This window comes from Acinetobacter sp. SM1B, from assembly GCF_003289665.1.
Taxonomy (GTDB): Bacteria; Pseudomonadota; Gammaproteobacteria; order Pseudomonadales; family Moraxellaceae; genus Acinetobacter; species Acinetobacter schindleri.
In genome coordinates, this window is sequence record NZ_QMBM01000001.1 from 194,836 (window position 1) to 218,662 (window position 23,827).

General features: G+C 41.8%; 20 protein-coding genes, 1 tRNA gene and 1 pseudogene. 8 read left to right on the forward strand and 14 right to left on the reverse strand.

Going from position 1 to position 23,827, the window contains the following annotated elements; genetic code table 11:
• Positions 1–195: 195 nt before the first annotated feature.
• The 10 genes from actD to C8322_RS00910 form a co-directional block, all read right to left on the reverse strand.
• Entirely contained in the window at positions 196–1,422 is a 1,227-nt protein-coding gene (gene actD, locus C8322_RS00865; RefSeq protein ID WP_004781038.1) for a putative acinetoferrin export transporter ActD, read from the reverse strand.
• 52 nt (positions 1,423–1,474) lie between these two features.
• The gene (locus tag C8322_RS00870) at positions 1,475–3,745 is read right to left on the reverse strand and encodes a TonB-dependent receptor (protein ID WP_111810279.1); all 2,271 of its coding nucleotides are present in this window, start codon (positions 3,743–3,745) and stop codon (positions 1,475–1,477) included.
• Positions 3,746–3,754: 9 nt separating this feature from the next.
• On the reverse strand, positions 3,755–4,990 hold the full coding sequence (gene actC, locus C8322_RS00875) for a putative ferric acinetoferrin MFS transporter permease subunit ActC (RefSeq protein ID WP_004814643.1): 1,236 nt from the start codon (positions 4,988–4,990) through the stop codon (positions 3,755–3,757).
• Positions 4,987–5,358 (reverse strand): hypothetical protein, encoded by a 372-nt coding sequence (locus C8322_RS00880; RefSeq protein ID WP_004961737.1) that lies wholly within the window; start codon positions 5,356–5,358, stop codon positions 4,987–4,989. The genes actC and C8322_RS00880 overlap by 4 nt, the downstream gene beginning before the upstream one ends.
• On the reverse strand, positions 5,355–5,993 hold the full coding sequence (gene acbD, locus C8322_RS00885) for an acinetoferrin biosynthesis acetyltransferase AcbD (RefSeq protein WP_086044538.1): 639 nt from the start codon (positions 5,991–5,993) through the stop codon (positions 5,355–5,357). The genes C8322_RS00880 and acbD overlap by 4 nt, the downstream gene beginning before the upstream one ends.
• Positions 5,994–6,020: 27 nt before the next feature.
• Positions 6,021–7,838, reverse strand: coding sequence for an acinetoferrin biosynthesis protein AcbC (acbC, locus tag C8322_RS00890; protein ID WP_086044537.1), 1,818 nt, complete (start codon positions 7,836–7,838; stop codon positions 6,021–6,023).
• Entirely contained in the window at positions 7,835–9,316 is a 1,482-nt protein-coding gene (gene acbB, locus C8322_RS00895) for an acinetoferrin biosynthesis monooxygenase AcbB (RefSeq protein WP_111810280.1), read from the reverse strand. Before acbB ends, acbC begins: the two co-directional genes overlap by 4 nt.
• Complete coding sequence (gene acbA, locus C8322_RS00900) at positions 9,309–11,093, reverse strand: acinetoferrin biosynthesis protein AcbA (RefSeq protein WP_111810281.1); 1,785 nt, start codon at positions 11,091–11,093, stop codon at positions 9,309–9,311. Before acbA ends, acbB begins: the two co-directional genes overlap by 8 nt.
• 436 nt (positions 11,094–11,529) lie before the next feature.
• Positions 11,530–12,726 carry a tyrosine-type recombinase/integrase gene (locus tag C8322_RS00905; protein ID WP_111810282.1) on the reverse strand — a complete coding sequence of 399 codons (1,197 nt, stop codon included), beginning with the start codon at positions 12,724–12,726 and terminating at the stop codon, positions 11,530–11,532.
• Between the two features lie 182 nt (positions 12,727–12,908).
• A tRNA-Ser gene (locus tag C8322_RS00910) sits at positions 12,909–12,999 on the reverse strand.
• Positions 13,000–13,119: 120 nt separating this feature from the next.
• Here C8322_RS00910 and C8322_RS00915 point away from each other — a divergent pair.
• Complete coding sequence (locus tag C8322_RS00915) at positions 13,120–15,000, forward strand: potassium transporter Kup (RefSeq protein ID WP_111810283.1); 1,881 nt, start codon at positions 13,120–13,122, stop codon at positions 14,998–15,000.
• Between the two features lie 68 nt (positions 15,001–15,068).
• On the opposite strand, the gene C8322_RS00920 is transcribed toward C8322_RS00915, so the two are convergent.
• Complete coding sequence (locus C8322_RS00920; protein ID WP_111810284.1) at positions 15,069–15,530, reverse strand: hypothetical protein; 462 nt, start codon at positions 15,528–15,530, stop codon at positions 15,069–15,071.
• Between the two features lie 267 nt (positions 15,531–15,797).
• Between C8322_RS00920 and C8322_RS00925 the strand changes: the two genes are divergently transcribed.
• Together C8322_RS00925 and C8322_RS00930 are read left to right on the forward strand one after the other, a co-directional pair.
• On the forward strand, positions 15,798–16,916 hold the full coding sequence (locus C8322_RS00925) for a DNA/RNA non-specific endonuclease (RefSeq protein ID WP_076752921.1): 1,119 nt from the start codon (positions 15,798–15,800) through the stop codon (positions 16,914–16,916).
• 80 nt (positions 16,917–16,996) lie between these two features.
• Entirely contained in the window at positions 16,997–17,242 is a 246-nt protein-coding gene (locus C8322_RS00930; protein ID WP_004813651.1) for a hypothetical protein, read from the forward strand.
• Between the two features lie 130 nt (positions 17,243–17,372).
• On the opposite strand, the gene C8322_RS00935 is transcribed toward C8322_RS00930, so the two are convergent.
• Positions 17,373–18,440, reverse strand: a complete 1,068-nt coding sequence (locus C8322_RS00935; protein ID WP_103800187.1) for an AraC family transcriptional regulator — start codon at positions 18,438–18,440, stop codon at positions 17,373–17,375.
• Between the two features lie 102 nt (positions 18,441–18,542).
• Here C8322_RS00935 and C8322_RS00940 point away from each other — a divergent pair, with 102 nt between their 5' ends.
• Positions 18,543–19,133: a sterol desaturase family protein gene (locus C8322_RS00940; RefSeq protein ID WP_008302507.1), complete on the forward strand. Its 591-nt coding sequence runs from the start codon at positions 18,543–18,545 to the stop codon at positions 19,131–19,133.
• Positions 19,134–19,491: 358 nt separating this feature from the next.
• On the opposite strand, the gene hisF is transcribed toward C8322_RS00940, so the two are convergent.
• Complete coding sequence (gene hisF, locus C8322_RS00945) at positions 19,492–20,250, reverse strand: imidazole glycerol phosphate synthase subunit HisF (RefSeq protein WP_004813648.1); 759 nt, start codon at positions 20,248–20,250, stop codon at positions 19,492–19,494.
• A 113-nt stretch (positions 20,251–20,363) separates the two neighbouring features.
• On the opposite strand from hisF, the gene C8322_RS00950 reads away from it, so the two are divergent.
• The 4 genes and pseudogenes from C8322_RS00950 to C8322_RS00965 form a co-directional block, all read left to right on the forward strand.
• On the forward strand, positions 20,364–21,311 hold the full coding sequence (locus tag C8322_RS00950; RefSeq protein WP_103800185.1) for a homoserine kinase: 948 nt from the start codon (positions 20,364–20,366) through the stop codon (positions 21,309–21,311).
• 17 nt (positions 21,312–21,328) lie between these two features.
• A complete protein-coding gene (locus tag C8322_RS00955) occupies positions 21,329–21,952 on the forward strand; it encodes a DUF1294 domain-containing protein (RefSeq protein ID WP_111810285.1) in 624 nt (207 codons plus the stop codon).
• A gap of 25 nt (positions 21,953–21,977) precedes the next feature.
• Positions 21,978–22,370 (forward strand): DUF4870 family protein, encoded by a 393-nt coding sequence (locus C8322_RS00960; RefSeq protein WP_008302500.1) that lies wholly within the window; start codon positions 21,978–21,980, stop codon positions 22,368–22,370.
• A 115-nt stretch (positions 22,371–22,485) separates the two neighbouring features.
• Positions 22,486–22,812: pseudogene (locus C8322_RS00965) on the forward strand (FAD-dependent oxidoreductase); the annotation flags it as partial.
• A 79-nt stretch (positions 22,813–22,891) separates the two neighbouring features.
• On the opposite strand, the gene C8322_RS00970 reads toward C8322_RS00965, so the two are convergent.
• Entirely contained in the window at positions 22,892–23,818 is a 927-nt protein-coding gene (locus tag C8322_RS00970) for a DMT family transporter (RefSeq protein WP_008302497.1), read from the reverse strand.
• Positions 23,819–23,827: the final 9 nt, after the last annotated feature.

Sequence of the window (23,827 nt, forward strand, 5' to 3'; positions counted from 1 at the left end):
GGGCAATATTTCCGCGATTAATGAGTGCTCGGTTATATGCGGTCCAATTGGTTGTGCGGTAGATTTTGTGTGTAGGCTTCTTCATTTGAAAATTATATCGCTGAAAAAGCCTTTACAGATAGGTTTGTGCAACAAAGCCTTACGAGACTGCAATCATAAAAATTTAATATTCTCTGTCTTTCAAGCATATTTGATTTAGGAGTTAACCTTATTGCTTATCATCGTATTCTGATTTGAATAGGATATGATCAACAAGTAGACCGCCACTGTGACCATCAATATTAAGAGTAAATAAAAAGGTAAGTGAATGCCGAACTGATATAGAAAAGTGCTCAGTAAAGGCGCCACAATGTGACCAATCGCTTGAGTAGCTGTACAAATACTTGCCATTTTGACTTGAGCAGCTTGCGTAACAGATTGAGCCGCCCCTGTGGTAAATGCAGGCAAAAGGCTTGCCACTCCGACCCCATAAAATAAATAACTTATTTGAAACATCCAAATATGGATTGCACTTAAAGATAGGATGAGTCCAATAACCATGCTAAACGTACCCACCAATACCAAAGCTTTCAGTTTTAAATGAAGTACTTTTACAATCAGGATCTGAGTAATCACTAAGCTAAAACCAACAATGAGCATACATTGGGAAAAATAAATCGCACTTTGTTGTGAGCTTAAATGAAAATGGTCTTGAATATAAAAACCTGCCGTCATATTGAGCGTCACGATAGCCATATAGGTAGTAAATCCTAAAATAAGCCAAGGAATAGCTGGTTTTAATGAAAATGAATGCTCTATTTTTACAGGCTGTTTTTGATCCAATATTGTGTTTTGTTTACCCTCATCATGTTTAAAATACATTGTGATAATCAAACTAAAAATCACCAATAAAATAACTGCAATCCACATTGGCAATAAAATTCCACCGAACAATAACACTGAAGTTAGAAATGGGCCGACGATCATACCTAAACTATTCATCGCACCATACATTGCCATTTTTTGACTGCGTTGTTGTTCCTCTGTGACATGTTGCATGACATAACTTTGTAGACCTATTTGTGGCATAGCCATAAAACCACCAGTACTTGCTCGACTAATCACCAACAAAGCAAAAACTATCATTACGGGTAATGTTTGTTGTATTCCCCAATAAAGAATCGCTGTAAATATAGCCCAAGTAATGGTCATGCCCAAGAAACCATAATTCATTAATTGATAAGGAGTCTGTATTTTTTCCCCTCTGGCAATCAGAATAGATGCAATCGCCATACAAATTGCACCCGCTGAAACAATTACTCCGCCCTGTACTTCTGTTAAGCCAAGCTCACGAATTAATGGGGCAAGTAAAGGTAAAATCATTGAAAAACAAGTACCGTTGGCTAGAGTTGCCCAAGCCAATAATTTAAAATTTTGTTGCATAGGTAGTATTCATCAAAAGAAAAGGCATCTAAAAGATGCCTTCTGGATAAGATTAGTACTTGAGAGTGTAGCTCAAACCATAGGTACGACCTTGAGCAGCCAAGCTCGAAATATCGCCGTAAACCGTTGAAACTGCTTGGCTATAAACAGACTTATAGTCCGTATTCCACACGTTATATACACCAAAACCTAAAGTTCCTGGACCTGCTTTTGCATTGGCAATCACATCCATCACTGCAAAACCTTTGATTTCTGCTGGAGGACGAGTACTACCATTCGCAATCGCATCTTTACGTGCTTCATCCGTACCATCAATAGCCAAAGCTTGTACTCGTAAACCTAAACCATCATTGAATTGCCAGTCTGAATAAACCGTTGCTTTCAAAGGTGCTACACGAATTGCATCTAACTCTTGCCATTTACCATTTGAGTTTTTGAACTGACCACGTGTATAAGCTAAAGTCCCACCTACATTCCAATCATCTGAAACGGTATATTTGACATTACCTTCAATACCATACACGCGTTCATCTGTATCAATAACTTCAATTGCAAAACTTGGAGGACCAAATTTCAATGACTTATCAGATTTGTTATAGAACGCAGTGATCCCTGTGCTTAACGCATCATCTTGTAGACGCCAGCCCAGCTCAAAACTATTTACTTTGATTGGATCAATTGTTTGGTTACTTACGACAAAGTTTGCAGGGACATCTCTTAGCATACGTTGTACATCAGGTAAATTTGCACCTTGCGAGAAATTTGCAAACACCTGTTGTGCATCAGTTAAATGATAAAGTGCGCCTACATTAAAGAGTGTTGCATCATGCTTAACTGAACCACCTTTTAAGGTTTTAGCTTGGTATGTTGGAACGAAATCGGCAACCATTGCTTCAGAATATGGAACTGAGTCTTTAACATCACTATCGATGCGCTCATGACGAATACCTGCTTGTAGATTTAAGCGATCAGTTGCTTCAAATTGACTTTGTAAGAAGAAACCAAGCTTTTCAGTATCTACCTCAGGACCAAAAGCATAATTATTTAAAGGCTTAAACTTTAGACCATTACTACTCATAAAAGTATTTAGATCATAAAGTTGTGCTGTTTGTTTGCCATTTTCCTTATCGTAATCCACACCATAAGTTAGATTTAATGGACGTTCTGCCAGATTGAGCTTACTTTGAAGTGCTAAACGAGCACCAAAAACATCAATATCTGTTTCTGATTGGGTAACAATAAACATCCCTTTTTGTGGATGTTCAGCATGTGCTAAGTAATTTGCACTTGGGAAGAATCGTCCTTTTTCAGTACGATAATAAGCCTCTGCATTTAAAGTCTGACCAAGAAAATCCTGATTTTCATATTGAGCATTTACTGCACTGCGCTTAGTACGTGGTTGAGTATCAAGCTCTAAACCTTTTACAGCTTTTTGACTAGGTTTTGCCCCTCGAAGTAAAACAGATAAGCCTGGACCATAATCAGCGCCATATTCACTGTCTTGCTCATCATTATAGTATTGCGCACCGATACTTAATTTTTGCTTATCTGCCAACTGCCAGCTTAAACGACCATTCACATCTACAGTTTCAGTATCTTGACGATCTGTTTGTGCAACTTCTGGACCTACACGATCACCGCGACTATCTTGAATTTCACCGCGTTGTGTATAGCTCGCACCTAAGAAACCACTCCAATCCCCTTGGTTAAATGATGCAGACTGAAACGCTTCATAAGCTAAAGCATCACTTTTGAAATTATCACCAGAAGTAACACCGAGTTTGGTTTCAAAATTTACACCATCACCCGAACCTCTTTTGGTGATGATATTGATGATCCCACCAGTAGCACCTGCACCATAAATACTACTTGCACCTGACACGACTTCAACACGTTCAATCATGTCTGGGCTAATACTATTTAGCTGACGTGAACTATCGCGTGAGCCCGTTTGCGGAACACCATCAATCATATATTGCACTGTACGACCACGCATGGTCATCCCATAGTTACTGGTCGTACCTGAACTTGGTGTTAAAGATGGAACCAACAGTCCTAAAATATCTGCGGTACTTTTACCAGCAGCAGCTTGTTTGGCAATATCTTCTTGGCTAATACTGTAAACAGTCCCTGCAATTTCAGCGATACTTTGTGCTGAACGAGTTGCTGTTACAACAATTGGCGCAAGTTGTGTTGGTTTTTGGACTTCTGCTGCAACATTATTTTGAATCGTGGTATCGATCTCAGTTGTTTGAGCATAAAGCTGGGCACTTACTGCCAAGCTTAGAAGTGTTAGTGTTGTCGAAAGTGTATGAACTTTCATAATTAGCCCCTAGATAAGTTGTTTCGATTGTTTTGCTTTAGAAATCAAAACTTGACTGAGTAAAACGCTTAAAATGGATGCAGCGGCGAGAATTAAATAAAAATTTCCATAGCCAAACGCTTTAGCTAAGAAACCTGACATCGCACCACCAATGAAATAAACCAATAATTCAAAACAGACCAAAATCGTAAAATCCGTTCCTGCTTGATCTTTAGAGCTGGTCTGCATGAAATGTGCATATAACGCCGTCATCGCGATATAACGAATTGCAAGAATGACAACTACAAATACACCAAGTAATCTGTGCCATTGATCAAACCAACTGAGTAGAACAGCTGCACCCAACAAGGCATAAATCAAAGTACGTGCCCAGCCTGCCCAGATCAGTAATTGTGTTGCGGCTATTTTTTTTAATAAAAATGCAGCTGAAACAGCGGCTAATAATCCAATACCCGCACCGATCACAGACATCAACACTCCAATCTCTGCCAAAGACCACTTTTGATCAATTAGCATCGGATTCAGCATTGCCATTGCAGGTGCTTCAACGAAGCGATAACACACGATCAAAGCTAAAGCCCATAACATTTCTGGACGTTTAAATGCACGGATCAAACTTGGCGGCTGTTTTGAGATTTTCTCTGTACTTGATTTTTCTTTAATTTGGAAAATAGCCAACATGGTCAGTGCCGTCATAGCGGCTAAGGAAATCAATGCAGTTTGCCAGCCATAAAGCTGGTAAAGCCATAAAGTTGCTGCTCCACCCACCATACTACCGAGCGCAACGCCGATGCTTTGTGCCATGCTTCCTAAGCGATATTCAGACTCTGAAAAGGTTTCGACGGTATAGCCATCAATGGCAATATCTTGAGTTGCTGCAAAAGTTGAAATCCATAAACCAACAATGACAAATACACCGAGGCCATAATCAAACTGTGTTAATGCCAAAGCAACAACACCTAGCACCAGTGCAATTTGTGTAAATAGCAACCAAGTCTTACGCTTTCCTAGTTTTTTTAAGTAGAAACGATCAATTAAAGGCGCCCAAAAGAATTTGAATGCCCAAGGAATATAAAGTAGCGACAACATGCCAATCCATCGTAAATCTACACCTTGATGACGCAGAATCGCAGGTAAGGCCACATTATAAAAATACAGTGGTAAGGCATGCGCGAGATATAAAACCACCACGACACTCAGGCTCAAGGCTGAGACTTTCTGAATATTTAATGAATTTTGATTCATAAATACCTCTGCAAAGCCCATTGTGTGGCTTCAGCTTTATCTACGCTCACAAAATATGGAACATGCCAAGCTTTGTGCAGAGCTGGTGTATCCAATCGAATACGATCTTCTTCATCTTGAGCAATACGAGCAAAACCCAAGCAATATTGGTAAAAATCTTGTTTATATTGCTTATACCATTTGCCTTGGATTGCTCTATATTCTTCAGGAAATTCAGTATTTACATCGGTTTGCATGATCAACACGAAATTTTGCTTATGTTCGAAATAGTGCTGAATCCGTGCTAACCATTGTTCAAATTCTGCAACAGAGACATTCGCCGCAAAGCGCATGTCTAAAATATGCATTTCATTGATATATAAGCTCATGTAACACTCAGGAGTTTGGCTGGCCGATCTGCTAGCTGTTGTTGTGATGTTTGGTAATATTCCCCAAACTTGTGATAAAAAGTTTCTCTAAAGCAGTAATACAACATTGCAGTTTTTTCAGGCATCGGTATTAAACGTTGACTTTCATAGCAAAGCTCTGCCACCACAGCTGCATAAGGTTTAACGGTATGATCTGGCTCACCCACAATTTTTTTCGCTTTAGAGTGCTCAAAAATATAGAAGCTGAGTAAACGAATAGTTGGGCGTAAAAAACCTTTACCAAACACTGATTTGTCACCAAATAGCAAATGCCAACCGAGATCATTGTCATCACCATCGTAATAACGGCCTAAACGATCTCGTTTACCCTCATAAATTTCGGTATAGCCCACATCTTTGCCATCAATTCCGACGATCAATAAACGGTGATGGTCATCTGCAAGCATTTTGTCGAAGTAAACTTGTAACTCCAGTTCCGATTTATTTAGCTGCCACTGTGGAATCACATGTGGTTCATGCATCCATTTGTGCAATAAAGGAATATCCTGCGGATATTTCACTTGTCGTAAGTAGTACTGTGTACCATCTTCAAAGTATTCAAAATAATCTGGTAATTGCTGAGAGATTGTTTTCATATCGAACCTATAAAATGACGAATAAAATTAGCCCACTTTCGCTTGGCGAGGTTGTTGTGCCCATGTTTTCAATGTTTCTGGGCTAACTGGATTTGCAATGGGATCAAGAAAGACAGGAACAGGACGCTCTGCTTCATCGTTATAACTTGTGGTAAATAAACGCACACGGTTTAGGCAAATTTTGGTGTAGTTAGGACGTAACATGGCAAATTTGTCAGCGCGCTCAGCCAGTTCTGGGTGTTTTTGGTTAAATTCAACAATCGTGTTGGAAATGGTCTGCCAGAAATCAAGCTCAGAATATTCAGGATAGTCTTGCAAGAACACATTACAGATATAGCGGTAATGCACCATGAACAGACCTGTGAAAATAAAATGGCTTAGATCAGTCGCTTCATGACGGAGTAATAAATCTGCTTCAGATGGTAACTGAGCTAACTCAGGAAAATCCTCATCCACTAAATTGATGTCATCAATGAAATCTTTTAATACCATGGCTTTCGGCACACCATTTTCATGTACCAACATTGTGTTCTCACCGTGTGGTGAAAATGCTAAACCATAACGATATAAGCAAAGTAATAATGGACTCATGCTTACTTGAGCAAATTGTGCTAACCAATCCAAAGGACTTAAACCTGATGCTTGGATCAACACGCTCAGGATCGATTGACCTGAAATATCACGGTGTAACAATGCTGCTTGAGATAACACTTGATGAGATGGATCAACATAACGATCAACACTTTCACGCCATAAACAACCGAACAGCTCTTTAAATTGATACGGTGCACCGTCAATGCGGTCAAAACACGGCTGATGGATAGTTAAAGTCGCAACTTCACCTAAGAAAATCACACCTGTATTTTGTAAGTCTTGATCTTGTTGATGAATTCTTTTTAACCATGCGGTCACTGCTGGAGCTGCTAGATTACGCTTTGAGGGTAATCCACGATAAACAGCGGTATTAAAAATACTGACAGGCAACTTAATGTAATGGCGTTGTAGGTTTGACGTATTGCATAATGTGCGGATTGATTGCATCGGCACATAGCTATCTTGGCTGATATTTAACTCAATAATTTTCTGATCCACAATCTCATTGGCATAAGTCGGAACAAGCCATTGATGCCATTGCCAAGCATGTACGGGAATCAAAAAGTAATTTTGTGGATCTAGGTTTTTTTCTTGGAGAATATTGATGAACTGCTGTAGTTCATTGGCATCAAATTCATGTTGATATAAACCGCAGGCACTCCAATCTTCAGTACTTCGATACTCTGCTAAATCACGATGTACGGCTAACCACAACACTTTAACTTCAGGTGAAAGCTCTGGTGCAGCGCTTAAATAATCATCATAACCAAAACCCATACGCCCTTTACTCATGATGAGCCAAGGATGACCACGTAGCATGCCTTCAACTTTGTAATGTGGCTCTGTCAAAACCGCTATACTTGGCAAACGTGTTTCATTGAACAAATGTGCTTCTGCCAGCCAAGTATTATTCATTTCTTTGATCAAATACGCTTTGGTAAATGGCTTAACATTAGAACTGTCAGACATTGCGACAATAAACTCATGTAAGTTCCAAGCAGGTTGATCATTTTCCTGACTATGAGTCACATCACGTACCGAAGCTTCCTGAATATTCCAGTGTCCGAGTAGATATTGATTTCCTTGAAACTCATACTGACGATTGCCTAAATCTAAACGATAACGCCCTGCTGACAATGCTTTAACTTCAATAATTTCTTCGTATAGAAACTCTGCAATCGCCATTTCAATAAGACGTTGTCCTGCGGCACGCCATTGCTGCTGATTAATTTTTAAAGTTGCAAAGTTCATATCAGTTTCTCATATGTTGAATGTAGAGAAGCAGTTTGTGTATGTGTGTTTGCACCACGACGATTAGGATGCGCCGTCATCACGTTCTGTTCTGTTTTCTTGAAAATTGAATGGTTTTTATTGGGAGAATTTTCGCAAAGGCACTCGTTTGATTGTGCTTTGTCATCTGCCATACAAATTTTTGGATTTTGAGAGAGATTAAAGTGTTGGAATGTCTGCGCTTGATTGCCTAATTCATAAAGAGGCTCAGCAAGCAATTGATTAATGATCTTTGCTGCACGATAAGCACCAAGACCTAAATCAGGTGTGCCGACACCATGACTATGCATTTCCTGATTTTGAACAAAAATATGACCATTCAGCCGATGTACAACACGATAGTCGTCTGTAATCTGCCAACGCTGTTTATGATCAAACTCGATGTATGGCTTGAGCAACTGCATAAAACCAAAATCAGGCGTGAAATAACCCGTCGCGGCTACAAGAAAATCACAGTCGAGATGAAAAGACTGAGCTGTAGCACGATGCTGGAAATGCAGTCGGATTTTTTGTGTATCCAATGCTTCTGCATCTTTCAAATCACATTGACTATGTAAATGTGTCTGTAAGCTTTGACCTGCAATACTGCGGTGATAAAGTCTTTGATAAATTTCCCGAATGGTTTTTGCACTAATTCCCTTGTATAACAAGGCTTGTTGCTTTAACTGCTGTTCCTTTTGCTGCGCAGTCAAATCATAAAAATGCTGTGCATAATCTGGACTAAAATGTTCCAAACCTAATGGCGCATACTCCATCGGGAAGAAACCTTGAGAACGAGTAAACCAATGCAAATCAAACTGATGATTGTCGATGTCTTGCTGTTCGTCAAACAAGTCGATAAACACTTCAGCTGCGGATTGCCCTGAACCTAGTACAACAACATCGCCATGTAAATCTGTATCTGCATGCGTCATATACTGTGCTGAATGCAGACATTGTTGTGGACGGATTTTCTGAATTTTTGCCAAACATTCAGGCAAATAAGGCACATTGCCACTACCAACCACCAAATGACGGCATAAATAACTTTGCTGAACACCGTTTGATTCAACGACTACCTTAAAACCAATCGCTTGAGGTTCAATCTTCAAGACACGAGATTGATATTGGATACAATCGAGTTGTTCTGCAACCCATTGGCAATAGTGGTTGTATTCACAACGTGGAATATGTGGCTGCTCTAAAAAGTAAAACTTATACAAACGTTGCTGATGACGCAGATAATTCAAAAAACTAAATGGACTGGTTGGATCAACCATCGAGACCAAATCTGCCATGAATGGCACTTGTAATACCGTATTAGGTAGTTGCATACCTGCATGCCAATCGAATTGCGCCTTTTGCTCAAAAAACACGTAATTGAGTGAGCTTTTGTTTTGTAGCAAACTAGCAAGACTTAAATTAAAAGGCCCTAAACCAACTCCAATAAAATCAAGCATAACTGATATCCTTCTGTGAAATACGCAGCGGATTTGGCAGTTGCACGTAAACAGATTGATTTTCTACAGGTGCGATCAACTCGTCTAATTCATGCAAACGTGTCAGCAAGTTGCCTTTATAAGGCAGCGTTGAATTGAACAGTAGTCCTTGTATTAAGGTACTCTCAGGATATTGCTGTAATTGCTCTTCTAAAAATCCAGTTAGATGCGCTAACAATTCATCTTCAGTGATATAGCCTGTTGCACCGATGGCATTAATAATCCCGAACAAAGTATTGCCAAAGAAATAATAACTAAAACGTTCATCAACAAAATTTTTCGGACCTACCGCAAAGGCTTTTTCTTTCAGTTCAGGCAGTGCTTGCAGAATTTCAGTGGCAAATTCTTCAATATAATAAAAACCTTGGTTATCACGTAACCATAAAGTTTTTGGGAAATGATTTTCCAGTTCCAACAACACATTTTGCTGATGTGACTCAAATGCCATACCATAACGATGGTATAGATACATCAAAGGCTGCAAACTGACTTCGAGGAAACGATTAAACCAATCTGAAGCAATCTCAGAAAGTTCAGCATCAGGATGCGCTTTCGCAATTTTTGCAAATAAGGCATTAAAACGATTTAAAGGCTTAATCGGATGATCTTGGCACAAAGATGCGATACACGTGACTTGTTGTTGTGGATGGAATGGTTGATCTCGGAAAATACAAATACTGTCATTGATCACTTCATCATCGATTTTTAAAGCGATCCAAGCTGGATCATTGACTGCTTTTAGACTTGGACACTGTTTAAGAATATTTTGCCCAAACTCACTATGCCACAGACGATGTGTCAATTCACCACGATGACATTCTTTGGCCAAATTGACTCGAATAGAATTGGTAATCATCACTGAAAGTGACGGCTTCACCATCCAAGGTGCATTGAAGCTCGCTAATGTGCGTATGGAAGTGGTTGGAGAGAATTGCCAACCACGCAAGCCCAAATCAATCAGTTGCCCTGTTTGCTTTAATCGTTCAAACCAAGCTTTGCCTTGTAAATAACGCGCTTGCCATGGATGTAAAGGAAGTAACTTATATTCCACATGTGTCTTTAATAAGTTGAGATCATTTTCAGATAAATACCACTGTAACGCGGTTTTTAATTGCGCTGAAATAGGTTCATCAGTCGCACTACCTTCTGCAATATAATCTTGGTGCACTAGCCAATAATGAAGTTGAGTCTTACCTTTATTTTCAGGGGAAAAGTTTAACCAATCTTCATGAACAAAGCCTGTCCTACTTTTTGGCACGGGATGCATACTATGCCCTAAAATCAAAGCTTGCTCTGTTTCAATAAAGCTTTGCCCTGCTTTTACTAAATCATCAAATTCATATTCACGATTTTGTAAAAACTGTTGTAGCGCATCTCGACTTTGAATCCATTTTTCAACTAATGAAGCAGCATCTAGATGAACAGCGGCTTCTTGAACAAGTTCTTCTAGCAACAACCCAACAATTGCTACAGGACTAAATACCTTAATTTTTTCATCGATGATAATTTGCGGAAGATCTGCTAAGCGATGTCGCCCAACACAGCTCACATAAGATAAAGGGAAAAAGCAACGTGCTTGAATAGAGGTAATCGGTATTGATAACAGCGTCAAACCTTGGCTAAACGTCTGTAGTTGAAGAGATTGCTGACTTTTATGAAGCAAGTGACCTTTGCCAGTTTCTTGCGTATATGCATTGACGAAATGTTGTAACGCCAACCGATTAGCAAGTGAATGCATCTGTCGATATCCTCTTTCAAAAGAGTTAATTTGTTTTTCGAAATGTTTTAGGCCTGAAACACATCTTAAGTACAAGGGAGTTTGTAGTTAAAATAGAACTAATGATAATTATTATCATTTACTATTTCAATTCCATAAAAGAACCTAGAAAAACAACACTAAATCATTGAATTTATTTTGTTTAACAAGGAATATTGCTCAGTAAAGATACAAAAAGATAATAATAATTCTCATTAAATAAAATGATCAGCTTGTAGCCATCAATAGTTTTTATAGATGTATAAAATTTTTAAATAGTCTCAAATGTAATATTTCCCCACATCAAAAATCTAATATGTCAAAAAAAAAAGCCTACCATAGAAACTTTTAGAAGTTTTGAAGAGAAAAATATCATCGTTGCAAAATAGCCCAAAATTTAGCCTATTGCATAGACTATTTACCCTATCTTTTGCTTCGGAAAAGGCACAATTTTATTTCTCAAACTATCAATAAAATCAGACCATTCTTGCATCATCTTGATTCGATATTCTAAGTGTTGAGCATGGTTATAAGCTTGAGATACGGCATTACCAACTCGATGTGCTAACTGAATTTCAATGGCATCATGCATATAGCCTTGCTCATGAAGTGTCGTTGATGCAAGCCCACGGAATCCATGACCAGTCATTTTACCATTATAGCCCATCGTGCGGATCACGCATAAAAGCGCATTACTGCTCATAGGTTTAGCAGTACTGTGGTTATAAAAAACGTATTCCTTGTTACCTGTGAGAGGCCGTAATCCTTCAATTAATTCAATTGCCTGCCTGGATAATGGAACGATGTGAGGTTGAGCCATTTTCATTTTTTCAGCTGGAATTCTCCATAAGTGAGTATCAAAATCAATCTCATTCCACTCCATCATTCTAAGTTCAGCTGTGCGTACAAAAGTTAAGGTCATCAGCTGAATTGCAGTTTTGATCATTGGGTTGCCATGATAGCGATCCATTCGTTCAAGGAAGGGTGGGAACTCAGAAATATCCAATCGTGCCATATGCTTCACTTTACGAGGTTTCAATGCTTCGTGAAGATGGGGAGTCGGATCATTCTCGATTAGACCCTTACGAATCGCAAAACGAAAAATACGACCTGCTAAAGGTATGGAACGTTTCGCCATTTCCTGTGCGCCTCGTTCTTCGATTTTTTTGGCACAGGCAAGCACATCTTTACCTTTGATCTGATCAATAGGCATATTGCCTAAAGTAGGGAACAGGTCTTTTTCAAAGACAGATAAGTCACGTAAATAGGTATTTTCTTTAATAACCGCTTTACGGTCTTCCATCCATTCCATAGCAAGTGCTTTGAAAAGCGTATTTTCAGCGGCTTGCTGTTTCTTTTGTTTCTTCGCTTCGTTGGGATTAACCCCATCTTTTAGCTTTAACCGCGCTTCATCTCGAATTCTTCTTGCTTGAGCCAGTGAGGTTTCAGGATAGGTTCCGATGCTGAAAATATTTTCTTTACCGCTAAAGCGGAACTTCATTCGCCAATACATACCGCCCGATGGCGTGACTTCTAAGTACATACCTTTCTCATCGGAATAACGAGTTTTTTTATCTGAAGGCTTAAGCTTTCGTACTTTTGCATCTGTAAGCATTTTGAAGTTCCGCAGAAAATGGGGGTATAAAAATTGGGGGTATAAATATGTACCCCTAGTTATACCCCCAACTGGAACAGGATTTCAATAGATGTTGTGAGATAGCATAAGACAAAAAAAAGACCTAAACCCTTGTGGTTTAAGTCTTTTAAGATCCCATAAGACATCGTGGGAATGATATTTGGCGGTGAAAGAGGGATTCGAACCCTCGATACGCTATTAACGTATACACACTTTCCAGGCGTGCTCCTTCAGCCACTCGGACACTTCACCATGGCGGTGGATGATATAGAAAAAAAACCAGTCTGCCAAGCTTGAAACAATTGATTTGCAGAAAAAGTTTGGAGGCAGTGCTATGATTCGCAAAAATGCTTTCTAAAACGAAGACAATATATGCAAAGTACTGCACAAAAAGCAGCTTTACCAGTCATTACGCTGGCTGCGCTTGGGGTCGTTTTTGGTGATATTGGTACCAGTCCTCTTTATGCACTACGCCAATGTTTCCTGACCTCACATCTTGCCATCAGCGAAGCCTCGGTACTGGGCATTCTCTCCCTGATCTTCTGGTGCATCATGCTGACGGTGAGTTTTAAATACGTCACCATCATCATGCGTGCTGACAACAATGGTGAGGGCGGCATCATGTCACTGCTGGCCCTCAACCTGCGAACTACACTAATCTCGGATAAGAAAAAGATTTACCTGATTGCTTTAGGCTTTATTGGTGCTTCATTATTCTTTGGTGACGGGATTATTACACCTGCGATTTCTGTACTCTCTGCCATTGAAGGATTGAGTATTGCTACGCCAGTGTTTAATAAATGGCTGGAGCCCTTATCCATCGGAATCATTGCCGGTCTGTTTCTGGTACAGCGTCATGGTACCGGGACCATGGGTAAATTTTTTGGTCCACTGACTTTACTGTGGTTCCTGTCGATTGGTGGCTTTGGTTTATGGAGTATCATCCAGACGCCGACGGTCCTGCATATGATCAACCCTTGTTGGGCTTATCATTTTGTGGTAGATCAACCTTATGTGGCTTTCCTGACCATGGGCGCAGTGATTCTGACCATGACCGGAGGCGAAGCGATTTATGCAGATATGGGACATTTTGGTCGCCTGCCAATTCGTCTGGCCTGGTTCATTATTGTCTTGCCATGTCTGTTACTCAATTATGCAGGGCAGGGTGCGCTTCTGCTACGCAGTCCAGAAGCTTTGGCTAATCCATTCTATATGCTGCTGCCGGAATGGAGCCTGTATCCAATGATTGGTCTGGCAACGGCTGCTGCGGTCATTGCCTCACAAGCCGTGATTACCGGGGTATTCTCGATGGTCAATCAGGCAATTCAGCTACGTTATTTACCACGTTTGAGCGTGAAACACACTTCAGCTGAAGAACGTGGTCAGATTTATCTGCCATTTATTAACTGGATGCTGTTTATTTCAGTCGTGATTCTGATTTTGTTATTTGAGAACAGTGCGAGACTTGCCAGCGCCTATGGGGTGGCAGTAACCATGACCATGCTCTGTGGCACGATCTTGATCTCCATTTTAGCTTATGGTTTCTGGCGCTGGCCAATCTGGAAAGTAGTATTATTCGCGGCTCCTTTTCTGGCGCTTGATCTGATTTTTGTCGCATCTACTTCACTAAAAATCTATTCCGGTGGCTGGGTGCCAATCATGCTGGGTGCCGTACTGTTTACGATACTCATGACCTGGAAAGATGGCCGCGAACTGTTACTCAAACGTATGCAGCAAAATACTTTGCCAATTGAGTTATTTATCAAGAGTGTGTCTACCGGTGGCGGGACCCAGTTTGTGCCGGGTGATGCCATTTTCCTGACCGGAACTCCGGATGTAGTGCCACATGCCATGCTGCATAACATCAAGCATAACAAGGTACTGCATCAACGTAATATCATGGTTACGGTGATTACCCGGGATATTCCCTTTGTGGGAGAGGAAGATCGGGTAGAAGTTGAAAAGCTGAATGAGCATTTTTATAGGATTTATGCCTACTTCGGTTTCAAGGATCAGCCTGATATTCCACGGGCGGTCAAGCAAGCCTACACGGAATGGGGCTTTGATTATGATCTGATGCAGATCAGTTTCTTTATCTCTCGTGACCGGGTAATTCATGCAATCGGAGAAGGCATGTCACCATGGCGTGAAAAACTGTTTATCTCAATGCAACGTAATACCAGTCCGGTGAGTGATTTCTATCAGATTCCAACTAACCGGGTGGTGGAACTTGGTAGCCAGATCGAAATCTAGCAACAATATTCAAAATAAAAAAAAACCAGAGTTTAGCTCTGGTTTTTTAATATCTGTTTTCAAACCCGTTATGGAGTAGTTACACCTGGAGCAGTAGAGCCTGCTGGTGTCATCGGGGAATGTTGCTGCATTTCAGGCAGAGTACGGGGATCGTTGGGTTGCTGCATGCCTGGAGTTGCATCTTGTCGCATCATGGTAGGATCTTGAGAATGGCGCATCATACCCGGAGCCTGAAACATGCCCGGCTGACCAGATTGCATGCCAGACGACGGATTACTTTGCATAGCAGGTGCCTGACTTGGCTGCACTAAACGAATCTGACCAGAATTGACCAAATTTTCCAGAGAAGCATTCTGACCGTTTACAGTGGTGCTAATTCGTGCCTTGGACAGGCTTTCTAATGTTTCGCCCGGCTGTACCCGTGGTTCAGCCAATGCACTAAGGCTCATTACACTGGTAAATACACCTAGAGCCAGTAACTTTGAATAATGAATTTTGCAAGTATGGGAGTTTTTCTTCAGCGATAACATCACAATGCTCCTTCGTATATTTCTTCGAGGAATTAGAGGTTCTTACAATTGCATAATTAAAGACTGGGCAGCAAGGAAAGCTACATAAATGGGTTGAAATCTAGTCTAAGTATCCGTAAAAAACCGACAGGCTGTTACATACTTAATGGATGTTTATTTACATATTGCTTATTTGTTAATCGATTAGAAAAGTCGTGATATACATGGCTTACAGGGCTTGTTAAGCTCGGCAACACCCGCTGTAGATGTTCTAAAGTAGCTGTAATCATGGCCAAGAAGCAACGTACCAAAAAAAATCCTGTCTTTCAGTTCCTTAACGAAAATACTGTAAAAATTATCCTGGGTGTGGTGGCATCGGGTAGTTTTGCGATTGCCTTTGGTCAAGAAAAAATCAGCCAGTGGGTATCGCTGTCTTCACCATCAAATTCTGCCTGTCTGGATCAGTTTTACCGGGATGTGCCACCTTACTTAATGAAGGATAGCTTAAAAAAGAACAGCTATGCACTGTGCTTTAACGGCTTTAATGTCATGTACTCTGGTGTCTCCAAAACACCATTATGGGTGGCAGAACTATTGACGCCATCTCGCCTGAGTCAAAAGATTCCGCGTGAAGACAGCTTCCATGAGGAAGAACGTGTCAGTTCAGCGCATCGTGCAACTCTGGCAGATTACCGCGGTACTGGCTATGACCGTGGACATATGGCGCCAAATGCCGATATGCCAACCAAGCAGGCACAGTTTGACAGTTTCTCCTTAGCCAATATGGTACCGCAAGCCCCGAAGAACAATCAGCAAGCGTGGCGTGAACTGGAAGAAGCCACTCGTGCGGTGGTGACCAAACAGAAACAGGATGTCTATGTGGTTACGGGACCGGTTTATAGCGCGAAAAAGCTGGAGACGATTGGCAAAGGTGTAATCGTACCAAATGCGACCTATAAAGCGGTATATATGCCGAAAACTGGTGCAGCCGGGGTGTATTATGTGGATAACAACCTGAAAAATCCGGCACCAAAAGTCCAGATCATCAGCGTCTGTGCCCTAGAGGAACTGGTTAATATCAACATTTTCCCGCAACTGACTGAAGAACAGAAACGTAATACCTATAAGCTGCCTTTGAAAGCCAGCGAGGTGAAGGCCAATAAGCCTATCACCTATGCAAACTGGGATGCAGAAAGCCAGTGCGCCGAAGATGTATCCAAGAGTGACCTGGAAGCATTACAAGAGGAATTCAAACGTTCTGGTGGAGGTCGTACGTCTGTGAGCGGGAATACTTCAACATCTGAGGGCTCCACTAGTGACGCAGCAGACAATAATGATCCGCAAGGTGCATTGATCAAGCAGTTGCTGGAAGCAGTGCTACAGTTCATTTTACAGCTTTTGAAATAATTCTGTTGTGCCAGACAGGATTCAGGTAGCATAAATCTGTCCGGTACAATTAAAAAACAACAAGGAAGCGACAGAAAAAAATGTTTAAACCTTATGAAAACGGCACCGAATCACATGCGATTCATGACCTGACCATTGAAAATGATGTGGACTGTGTCAGCCTTTATGGAAACTTGCAGTTAACCAAGGATCAGGCCGGGCTGAAAGCAGCCAAGGCCTTGCAGGCGCTGCTCAATGATGTGGTGCAGCAACTGGAAAATACCCCGGATCTGCCTGACAAGATCCAGCGTGATGACGCTCAGGAAATTGATAATCCATTTTTATAATGGGTCATTTTTTAAAATTTCATGACTCTTCCATGCGAAACAGAAAAAGCTCAGGATAACTATGAGCTTTTTTATTCAGGTTTAAAAGTTTATTTCTCTCGAATTATCTTTATTATTTTTATTCAAAAATCTAAATTTGATATTGGGTATTGAGATTGGCCTGCATCGGATAATCTAAAAATTTCTCCTGTGTTTTGTTTTTCAGATAGTCTGAGCGCCACTGTTGCGGCGTCTGACGGGTCCACTGCTTAAAGGCACGCTGGAAGGCACTTTGTTCTGAATAACCCAATAACAGGGAAATCTCGTGCAGGCTTAGATTTTCATCGGTCAAATATTGCTGGGCTAGCATAAAACGGATTTCCTGCATTCGCTGCTGATAGGTCTTGCCCTGTTTTTGCAAATGACGCTGTAACTGCCGAACCGACCAGTGTAACTGACGGGCAATATGCTCAATCTGAAACATGTTTTTTTGTAGTCCGGTCAGGATCGCCTGCTGAATCCGATGATCTATCTGTGAAGTATTCGGCAGTTTTTCCAATAAGGCTTCTGCCTGTTGTTTTAACAGCTTCTGTAGCGTCTGGTCACCTTGACGTAATGGTTTTGCCAGTTCAGAAACATGCATAAAAATCACACTCTTTGGCTGATCAAAACGAACCTTGCAACGGAAGTACTGTTCATACAGATTGAGATACTTGTTGGTCGGCTGGCGGAAATGGACTTCATGTAAGTGAATATCATCGGTAGCCATCAGCGAACGTACAAATTTCAGCATCAATGCCATGGCGACTTCATCAGTCAATTGAGTCGCCAGATTTAGAGGCACATCGACCCAGGCAATTGACAGGTAGTCATTTTCGACACGGACTTCTAAAGGACTGCCGTCATAGACCAGACGATGATAGTCATGATAGCGCATCATGGCTTCGCCCAAGGTTTCACAGGACAGGGCCAGATAGGCAATAATGCCCAGATGTCGGGGTTGTACGAAATTAGCAATTTCCAGGCCTAAGGCAGGAGTCTGCAACTTTTGCTGTAATTGCATGAGCAACTCACGCCAGATGACAAATTCAAAGCGTTCAACGTCCTGTATAGCGAGTAGTTTTTCTGGAATGGGGAGTTGTTTGGATAGATAGAACTCCAGCAACAAATGTCCCAGACCTCCATAAACCGTGCCTGCATCGTCCTGTATGCTGTGCATTTTTTAATTCTTTTTTGTCGTGTTTTGTCAATCATATTGAATTTTGTGGTCAATATCTAGCCTTTTAGCTCACCTATAGTAAATAAAAAGGAGGGACAGACGATGCTAAAAGGTTTTCTGGCAGGACTGGTAATTGCCAATGGTTTTGAATGGTTTGCGCATAAATATATTCTGCATGGTATACCTCGCAAAGGGCAGGCTCGCTACAGTCCAGTACCGCAGAGCATGCGTTCACACTGGGAGCATCATCGGGAAGTGCGTAAGACGGCATTCTCTGATCATGGCTATGTAGAAGGCTGGCAGAACTGGCGTACCCGTAATGAAATTGGATCTCTGGTTGTTGTTGCCAGTGTATTTGGTCTGACCTTTTATCCGGTTTCAAAAGGAATGTCGCTCGCAGTGCTTTATAGTGCCTGCAATTATTATTATGTGCATCGTCGGGCACATCTGGAACCAGAATGGGCCAAGCGAAAAATTCCCTGGCATTATGACCATCATATGAATAGTAATCAGGATGCCAACTGGTGTGTGACCCGGCCATGGTTCGACTACGTCATGGGGACACGGGTGATTTCATCGCCTGAATTACAGGAACAAAATCCACTCGGCATCTATCTACCCAAACCGGTTTCTCAAGCCCTGAGCAGCAGTATTCAGCAGATCTTTCCAGCCAAATGGGTTGAGAAAAAATAGAGCTTTAAACCCTTAAAAGAAACTTAGAAGTTTTAGACAAGGAAATAAAATGCATTTGCACGCTATTTTTGTCGTGATTTGTCAATAAATCCTGCTTAAATTGTCAATATTCGGGGTGTTTTTTGACCTATATTTACACCTGTCAGCGATATAGCCTAACGCTGACAGGCTGTTATGAATACTTGAGTTATGGTTAGATTTTACTGGTTATGTTGACACCAAGCGCTGTAGTCTATTCTTGGTTTTATAGGGAGTCGCAAGACTCCTTTTTTTTGTCCCTAATTCATGTGCTTAAATTTTCAAGTAATAAAAAAGGCATGATTAACATGCCTTTTTCAGATCTTGTCTCTAAAAATTTTTAAAGACGCATTTCAATGCCTTGCGCTGCCAGATAGGCTTTTGCTTCTGGAATGGTATGCTGGCCGAAGTGGAAGATTGAGGCTGCAAGTACAGCATCTGCGCCCCCTTTTAAAATCCCGTCCGCCAGATGTTGCAGGTTGCCGACACCACCAGAAGCAATTGTTGGAATGTTAACGCGGTCATTAATGGTACGCATGAGTGCCAGGTCATAGCCCGCTTTAGTACCATCAGCATCCATTGAGGTCACTAACAGTTCACCGGCGCCGTAGTCCGCCATTTTCACGGCCCATTCAATCGCATCAATACCCGTTTCCTTGCGGCCACCGTGAGTAAAGATTTCCCATTTATTCTCGCCGGTTTTCTTGGCATCAATAGCCACTACGATACATTGTGCACCAAAACGCTGAGAAGCCTCCTGGACGAATTCAGGATTATAAATAGCTGCTGAGTTAATGCTGACTTTATCCGCGCCAGCATTTAACAGTAAACGGATATCTTCAACTTTACGGACACCACCACCTACAGTTAACGGTACGAATACAGATTCGGCCATACGCTCTACAGTACGATAAGTCGTGTCACGTCCATGATGTGTAGCGGTAATATCAAGGAAAGTAATTTCATCGGCACCTTGTTCATTATAGCGACGCGCCACTTCGACCGGGTCGCCCGCATCACGAATATCAAGGAACTGAACACCCTTGACCACACGACCATTATCAACGTCGAGGCAAGGAATAATACGTTTAGCTAGCATAAATTTTTCCAATTATTACAGCCGATTATGAAACTCACCCACGCAAGCGCTACACCTTGGCAGATGGAAACGGTATTCTAGCAAAAATATGTAAGTTTTTTCGCAGGTTTTCTATGTCGGTTTATACCACTTTGACTTTAAAGGAAGTTCAGGATTTTGCAGCGCCTTATGGTCTCAAGGCGATTGATCTGATTCCCATTCAAGGAGGTATCCAGAACACCAACTACTTTCTGGTCTGTGAAGACCAGCAATATGTATTGACTGTGTTCGAGGACATGGATGAACAGGCTGCTGGTGAACTGGTTCCCGTACTTGAGCATTTGGGACAGGCAGGGGTGGCTGTGCCTGTACCATTATCGCATTCAGGTAAGGCCATTCATAGCATTAAAGGAAAGCCAGCCCAGATCGCGCCACGGATGCTGGGCGAACATCCTATGCCAGCGACCAAGGCTCAGGCCGAAGCCATTGCCATTGCGCAGGCAAAAATGCATGTGGCACTAAAAGATTTTAAACTGGAACGCGAATTCGTACGTGATCATGCCTACTGGTACGCTGTGGCACAGGAGATCAAGCCAACCCTGAATGCTGCTGATAAAGTCCTGTTGGGTAAGTTGCTCGGCCTGTATGAGGCATTGACAGCCGTTTATACTGATCGCCCACGTGGCTTTATTCACTCAGATCTGTTCCGTGACAATACCCTGTTTGAGGGAGATCAGCTCAATGGCATTCTGGATTTTTATGAATTGAATAAAGATGAGCTGCTGTTTGATATTGCCATTACTTTGAATGACTTCTGCACCGATTATCCCGCGGTGACCTTGAATGAAGAACGTGCAGTTGCTTTTTTAAAGGCTTATGAAAGTATCCGTCCCTTAACTGAGGATGAAAAAGCCTGTCTACAGCTTTACCTGGCGATGGCAGCCGGTCGTTTCTGGATGATGCGTTTACAAGTGGCACAGAAAAATGCGGCTCAAGGCCGTACCGGAAACGATATCCTGCAAAAGAATCCGGAAGAAATGCGTAATATGTTGATCGAACGACTTAAGTTTGTCACCGCTTAACCAACAGGAACAATAATATGCGTGATCAAGGGCGTTTGGTGGAATGGTTTGATGAAAAAGGCTATGGTTTTATTCAGCCAAATGATGCCGGCAAGGAACGTGTGTTTCTGCACATTAAGGACTTTGCGCGCCCTGGTCCGCGCCCGATTGTTGGTTGTGCCTTGGATTATGCCGTGATTCTGGATGATCAGGGCCGTTATCGTGCTCAGCAGGTGACTTATCTCAAAGCTACCCAAATCAAGGCGTTGACGGCTAAACAGAAAACTAGCATAAATAAAAAAGAAAAATTGCAGCCGATGCAAATCCTCTGTGTGGGATATATTCTGGCGCTTGTGGTATTCAGTTTCAGTGGCCTGTTAAGTGGGATGATAGTGTTGTTGATCAGCCTCATGAATGTGCTGAGTTACTGGCTTTATGTGCAAGACAAGGAAGCAGCCCAACTCGGTAATCGCCGTATTCCTGAAAATGCGCTACATCTGGTGGCTTTTCTTGGAGGTTGGCCGGCAGCTTGGCTGGCCCAACAAAAACTGAGACATAAAACACAAAAACAACCATTCCGTCAGATTTATTTTTGTACCATAGCCTTTAACATCATTTTGATTCTATGGCTTATTTCCCCTTTAAACGGCTTAAATATTTAAGGGAAATTGATAAAAAGGAGAGGGTATGAACTATTCGATTGACAAGGACCCTAACCGCACACTGACTCTTATTCTATATATTCTTTATATTGTGGCGATCTTTACCGGTGGCCTGCTTGCTGTCATTGCGCTGGTAATTAACTATGTGAAACGCAGTTCGGTTCGCGGCACAATTTTCGAGAGCCATTTTACCTGGCAGATCCGCACCTTCTGGTGGTATCTGATCTGGAATATTGTCGCCTTTATTCCATTTTTGTTCCTGTTCTTTACCGGTGAAGATCCGGATCTGTTCGCAGGTGTAGCATTCGGTGCAACCACTTTCTGCCTGATTGTGATTGGCTTGGCCTGGATCTGGATTGTGTATCGTGCAATTCGCGGGATTATGCGTTTGAATGATAATCTGCCGATGTATCGATAAATCAAATATTGAGATGGAAAGAGCAGCATATCGCTGCTCTTTTTTTATAGCTCTATGATTTTTGGCAGCAGAATATCCGAATCAGGTAGGCACTATTCAGCATGTCTTCCCGTAGTTAAAACAGGTCGAACTTAATTTTGTCTGGAGTGGTACAACTGATCTGACCATGAATGGCGCAGCCGACAGCCGCAAGTTTGGTGATAAATTTCCAATCTATGCAGTACAAGGTTGGAGTGGTCATGGCGTGGCGCGAACTGTGCGTATTGGCAAAGCGATTGCAGATGACTTCTGTGGCAAAGCCGATGACTTTAATATATTAACCAGTATCCAGCATCAAGATATTCTATTTGGTCGAGCACTTGCACCAGTGGTGATTCCAATGGCGAAAATGGCTTATGGTTTAGATGCTTTGGTCAATCCGGGCAAAATGGTATCTTTTTAAAATTCAATATAGATATAAAAAATCCCCCTTTTTAAAGGGGGATTTAGGGAGATTCATAAAGGGTTAGGGGAGGGAAAAATTAAGAAAGATTTTCCTTCAACTCTTCCCTTTTTTCTGTTCTTAAAAACTTCGGTTTCCATTCACTGGCAATTACACCCAGTACCACCATTAATCCGCCCAATAAAGCCAGAGCAGGTAAACGTTCTCCAGCGAGTCGGCCAAACAGACTGGCCCAGATCGGCTCACCTGCATAGATAATGGCAGCCTGAGAAGGATCAACCATTTCTTGTGCCCAGTTCATGACCAGTTGAATCACTGCGCTGGCTATACCGAGGCCAACTAAAATGATGGCAAGGTGAGGATGGAACTCCGGTAGCTGAGGTTCGCCGAGTATTGCTGCCATAATAAAGCAGAACAGTGATGCGAAAATCAGCTGTAACACGGTCACGTGGCGCGTATTTACCTTCGGTGCAAAGTAACTGATAAAGATGATTTCAAGTGCAATTGCAATCGAACCCAAAATCGTCAGTAGCTGTCCAAAACTCAGTTGAATCGCACCAAAGCCATTTCCTGTTAAGAAGACCAGACCTAAAAAGGCGAGGGCTGCCCCAATCCATGTCATGACATGTGGTTTTTTACGAAACAGCAACCATAGCAAAATAGGCACAAGAGGCACATATAGTGCGGTTAAAAAAGCCGATTCACTACTGCTAATCGTTTGTAGTCCAACTGTTTGCGTGCCATAGCCCAGTGCAATGAGCAATCCGATGACCGCACCAGCAAAAACTTCGAAAGCGGTCATGCCTTTGAGATATTTCCAGGAAATGAGTGTCACGGCAATAGCAGCAGCCATAAAGCGCAAGGCCACAAACAGCACGGGACTGGCAAAGGTCAGTCCGTATTTCACCACCACAAAGGTTGTACCCCAAATGATGGTAATTAAAATCAGAGAAAGCTGAGGGAGCTTCGCTTTCCGTATTGAGGATTCAGAGGATAAGGTAGACATGGGAGATCA